The following is a 4,748-nucleotide window of genomic DNA, read 5'->3' as shown; positions in this document are numbered from 1 at the left end:
TTCTCGGTGGAGATCCCGCTGCGGCCTTTCTTCGGCTGCATCGGGGTGGCGCCGGCGGACGGCGAGGCGCGCAGCTCGGTGGTGCCGGCGGAGTTCGGCGGCAACATGGACGCCCCCGAAGCCCGCGCCGGCAATACCGTGTATTTCCCGGTGAACGTCGCGGGCGGGCTGCTTTACGTGGGCGACGGCCACGCCGCCATGGGCGACGGCGAGATCGCGGGCACCGCCATTGAAGTCCCGCTGAAAGCGCGCCTGCAGGTGGACGTCATCAAGGGGCAGCACATCGCCTGGCCGCGCTTCGAGAACGACCAGGCCATCATGGCGGTGGGCGCCTACCGCCCGCTCGACGACGCCCTACGCATCGCCTTCACCGAACTGGTGCACTGGATCCACACGGACTACGGCCTCTCCGAGATGGACGCCTACGAACTGCTCTCCCAGGTGGGGCAGGCGCACGTCACCGAGATGGTGGACCCCAACTACGTGGTGGTGGCCAGCATCCAGAAGAAGTACCTGCCGCCCAAGAAGAAATAGCTGGGGCCGAGATCATGATCCGCGCCTGCTCTCCCCCGTTTCAGATCTCGCCCGCCCAGGAAGCGTCGGCCACTTCCTTCCAGCGTCGGCGGATTGCCTGCGATTCGGCCTCGGGCAAAGGTCCGGCGGCCAAGAGCGCGGCGTTCTGCTTCCAGCGGCCGGGCTGGGTACTGCCCACGATCAGGGTGTGGATGCCGGGCACCCCGTAGGTGAAGCGCAGGGCGGTCGCCACCGAACGCTCCACCCCGTCCCGCAGGAAGGGGTAGTCCAGCTTCTGCAGGCGCTCCCAATAGGCGTGGTGGTAGGGGTTGGCCGGCTTCTTGCCGGTGCGCCAGGCGGCATTGGCGATGGGACGCTTGGCGATGACGCCCAGGCCGCGCTCCCGCGCCAGCGGCAGCGTCAGCTCGATGGCCTCCTGGTCGGCGATAGAGACTGAGGTCTGCAGGGCATCGAAGCGGCCGCATTCTACGGCGAAGCGCGCTGCCTGGCTGTCGCCGCTGTAGCCGATGTAACGTGTCTGGCCCTTGCGCTTCGCCTCCTCCAATGCGCGGACGACCTCGCCCTTCTTGAGTTCCTCTAGCGAGCAACTGTGCAACTGGATGAGGTCGAGGTGGTCGGTGCGCAGGCGCTTCAGGCTGCGCTCGATGCTGCGCAGCAGGGAAGCGTAGCTCCAGTCCTCGTGCTCCATGCTCTTGACGTGCCCACATTTCGTGAACAGATAGAAATCCTTGCGGCGGCGGGAGACCGCGTTGCCGATCAGCGTCTCGCTCTCGACGTAGCACTCGGCGGTGTCGATGACATTGAGGCCGTCGTCGAGGGCCTGGTTGAGCAGGCGGGCGACCTCGCTCTGGGGCACCTGGTGGAAGCCGATCTCTGCCCCGCCGAAGCCCAGCACGCTCACTTGCATGTCGGTTCTGCCGAACTGCCGCTTCTCGATCATGCCCGCTTGGATGATGGCGGGAGCGGGAAGGATTCGCCCTGGGCACTGGCTTCGGATAGCCCCTCTTCCTATACTGGTGCTGGAAAACGTTATGGACGCCCACACCATCCTGCGGGAGTCGTTCCGCACCCTGCGGCGCAACTGGATCCGCAGTGTGCTGACGGTGCTGGGGCTGGCGGTGGGGGTGGGCGCATTCATCTGCGTGGTGGCCATCGGCCACGCCGGCAGCAAGCGCATCGAGGCACAACTGTCGGACCTGGGCGACAACTTCATCTGGATCGAGGCGGGCAGCCGCACCCGCAGCGGCATCCGCGCCGGCTCGCGCGGCATCCGCACCCTGGTGCTGCAGGACGCCGACGCCATCCGGGCGCAGGTGCCGCTGATCAAGACCATGACCCCCAACGTGGATGGCCACCTGACCGCCGTCTACGGCAACCAGAACTGGTCCACGCATTACCGCGGGGTGGGGCCGGAGTTCCTCGAGATCCGGCGCTGGAAGATGGGAGAGGGCTCGTTCTTCGGGCCCTCGGACGTGGCCAGCGCCGACCTGGTGTGCGTGCTGGGGCAGACGGTGGCGGACAACCTGTTCGTCGGCCGGGACCCGGTGGGCGAGACCATCCGCGTCAACAATCTGCCCTGCAAAGTGACGGGGGTGCTGGCGCCCAAGGGAGCGTCGGCCATGGGCCAGGACCAGGACGACTTCATCGTCATGCCCTACACCACGGTGATGAAGAAGATCACGGGCGCGTACTGGCTGGACGACATCTTCTGCTCGGCGGAGTCGCGCGATTCCATGGCCACGGCCACCCAGCAGATCATCGGCATCCTGCGCGAGCGGCACCACCTCAACCCGGGCGAGGATGACGACTTCAACATCCGTTCCCCCGAAGACATCATCAAGGCGCAACTGGCCACCAGCGAGGTCATGACCCTGCTGCTGGCCAGCGTGGCTTCGCTCTCGCTGCTGGTGGGCGGCGTGGGCATTATGAACATCATGCTGGTTTCGGTGACGCAGCGCACCCGCGAGATCGGGGTGCGGCTGGCGGTGGGCGCCACCGCATGGGACGTGCAGGTGCAGTTCCTCAGCGAGGCCATCGTGCTGAGCACTCTGGGCGGCCTGCTGGGACTGGGCGCCGGCGTCGCCTCCTCGGCGCTGGTCAAGGCCCTCTTCGGGTTTCCCACACAACTGACGGGGGCGGTGCTGGCTCTGGGCAGCCTGTTCTCGGTGGGCGTGGGATTGCTGTTTGGCTACTACCCGGCGCGCAAGGCCTCGCAGCTCGATCCGGTCGAGGGACTGCGCTACGAGTAGGGAGCGCCCACGGCGGCTCCTTCTGCTGGCCTGCAGGACCGCCGTCCTACCTTCCAGGACTACTACAAAACCCCGCGGCAAGGTAAGATTTCCCGCCTCGACTATCTGACAGGAGTCTTCCTCATGATCCGTCGCGGATGGATGGTGGTTCTTGCGTGCGCGGTGCTGGTATCCGCGGGCGCAGCTCAGCAGTACAACCAGAGCCTGTTTTCCGGCATGAAGTGGCGCGAGGTGGGGCCCTTCCGCGGCGGACGCGTGCTGGCGGTGGAGGGCATCCCCGGCGATCCCAGCACCTACTACTTCGGCGCGGTGGCGGGAGGACTATGGAAGTCGGTGGATGGCGGCGGACATTGGGTCCCGCTCTTCGACCACGAAGATGTCTCGTCGATCGGAGCGCTGGCAGTGGCGCCCTCCAACCACAGCGTCATCTACGTGGGCACGGGCGAAGCCTGCATCCGCGGCAACATCTCTTTCGGCGACGGCGTCTACAAGAGCACCGACGGGGGCAAGACCTGGACCAACCTCGGACTGAAAGACACGCAGCACATCGGGGCCGTCATCGTGCACCCGCGCAATCCCGATGTCGTCTTTGTGGCGGCGCTGGGGCACGCCTACGGCCCCAACGCGGAGCGCGGCCTCTACCGCACCACCGACGGCGGCAAGAGCTGGCAGAAGGTGCTCTCCCAGGACGACCACACCGGCGCCATCGACGTGGTCTTCGACCCTACCAATCCCAACGTGCTGTTCGCGGCGCTGTGGCAGGCGCAGCGTACGCCCTGGAGCCTCTCGAGCGGCGGCCCGGGCAGCGGGCTCTACCGGTCGGTGGACGGCGGGACGACCTGGAAGAAGATCGAGGGCAAGGGTTGGCCGGAGGGCATCCTGGGACGCATCGGGGTGAGCGTCTCGGCCGCCAATCCCGAACGCGTGTACGCTCTGGTGGAAGCCAAAGAGGGCGGGCTCTACCGCTCCGACGACGGCGGCGGGAGCTGGGCGCGCGTCAACGACGACGAGCGCTATCGCCAGCGCGCCTGGTACTTCACGCACGTCTGGGCGGATCCCAAGAACCAGGACACCGTGTACGTGGCCAACACCGGGCTTTTCCGCTCCACCGACGGCGGCAAGAGCTTCAGTCTGCTGCCCGCGCCGCACGGCGACCACTACGCCCTGTGGATCGATCCCACCAACCCGCAGCGCATGATCAACGGCAATGACGGTGGCGCCACCATCACCGTGGATGGCGGCAAGACCTGGACCTCGCAGGAGAACCAGCCCACGGCGCAGTTCTACCACGTCATCACCGACAACCGCTTTCCCTATTGGATCTACGGGGCGCAGCAGGACAACTCCACCATCGCCATCGCCAGCTACGACGACGAGGGCGTGATCGGGCGCTGGGACTGGTACGACGTGGCCGGCGGGGAGAGCGGCTACATCGCTCCCGACCCGCGCGACGCCAACGTGGTCTACGCCGGAGGCAACGCCGGCTTCATCAGCCGCTTCGACAAGCGCACCATGCAGGCGCAGGACATTTCCGTGGTGCCGCTGGACAACTCCGGCCACGGTGTGGGCGACTATCCCCACCGCTTCAACTGGACGGAGCCGATCTTCGTCTCGCCCCACGATGCCAACGTGCTCTACACCGCGGGCGAGCAGGTCTACAAGAGCACCGACCAGGGCATGAGCTGGACGGCCATCAGCCCCGACCTGACGCGCAACGACAAGTCCAAGCAGGGAGCCTCCGGCGGCCCCATCACCAAGGACAACACCAGCGTGGAGTACTACGACGTGGTCTTCGCGCTGGCGGAGTCGCCGGTGCAGAAAGACCTGCTCTGGGCAGGGACCGACGACGGCCTGGTGCAGCTCAGCCGCGACGGCGGCAAGACCTGGACCAACGTCACTCCCAAGGGCATGCCGGAGTGGAGCCTGGTGAGTATCATCGAGGCCTCGCCCTTCGACGCGGGTACT

Annotated in this window: 4 protein-coding genes; 3 read left to right on the top strand and 1 reads right to left on the bottom strand. The window is 66.7% G+C overall.

Annotated features, from left to right (window positions below):
* Window positions 1-534, top strand: a 534-nt coding sequence (locus VEG08_06310; protein HXZ27598.1) for an acetamidase/formamidase family protein, incomplete at its 5' end; no start/stop codon positions are given.
* Between the two features lie 40 nt (window positions 535-574).
* Here VEG08_06310 and VEG08_06305 read toward each other — a convergent pair.
* Window positions 575-1,474 carry an aldo/keto reductase gene (locus VEG08_06305; protein HXZ27597.1) on the bottom strand — a complete coding sequence of 300 codons (900 nt, stop codon included), beginning with the start codon at window positions 1,472-1,474 and terminating at the stop codon, window positions 575-577.
* A gap of 91 nt (window positions 1,475-1,565) precedes the next feature.
* Here VEG08_06305 and VEG08_06300 point away from each other — a divergent pair, with 91 nt between their 5' ends.
* Entirely contained in the window at window positions 1,566-2,783 is a 1,218-nt protein-coding gene (locus VEG08_06300) for an ABC transporter permease (GenBank protein HXZ27596.1), read from the top strand.
* Between the two features lie 123 nt (window positions 2,784-2,906).
* Window positions 2,907-4,748, top strand: a 1,842-nt coding sequence (locus VEG08_06295) for a hypothetical protein (GenBank protein ID HXZ27595.1), incomplete at its 3' end; no start/stop codon positions are given.

Source organism: Terriglobales bacterium (genome assembly GCA_035624475.1).
Taxonomy (GTDB): Bacteria; Acidobacteriota; Terriglobia; order Terriglobales; family Acidobacteriaceae; genus DASPRL01.
The sequence above is the reverse complement of the archived record's forward strand: the minus strand, read 5'-3'. Positions and strand labels throughout refer to the sequence as shown.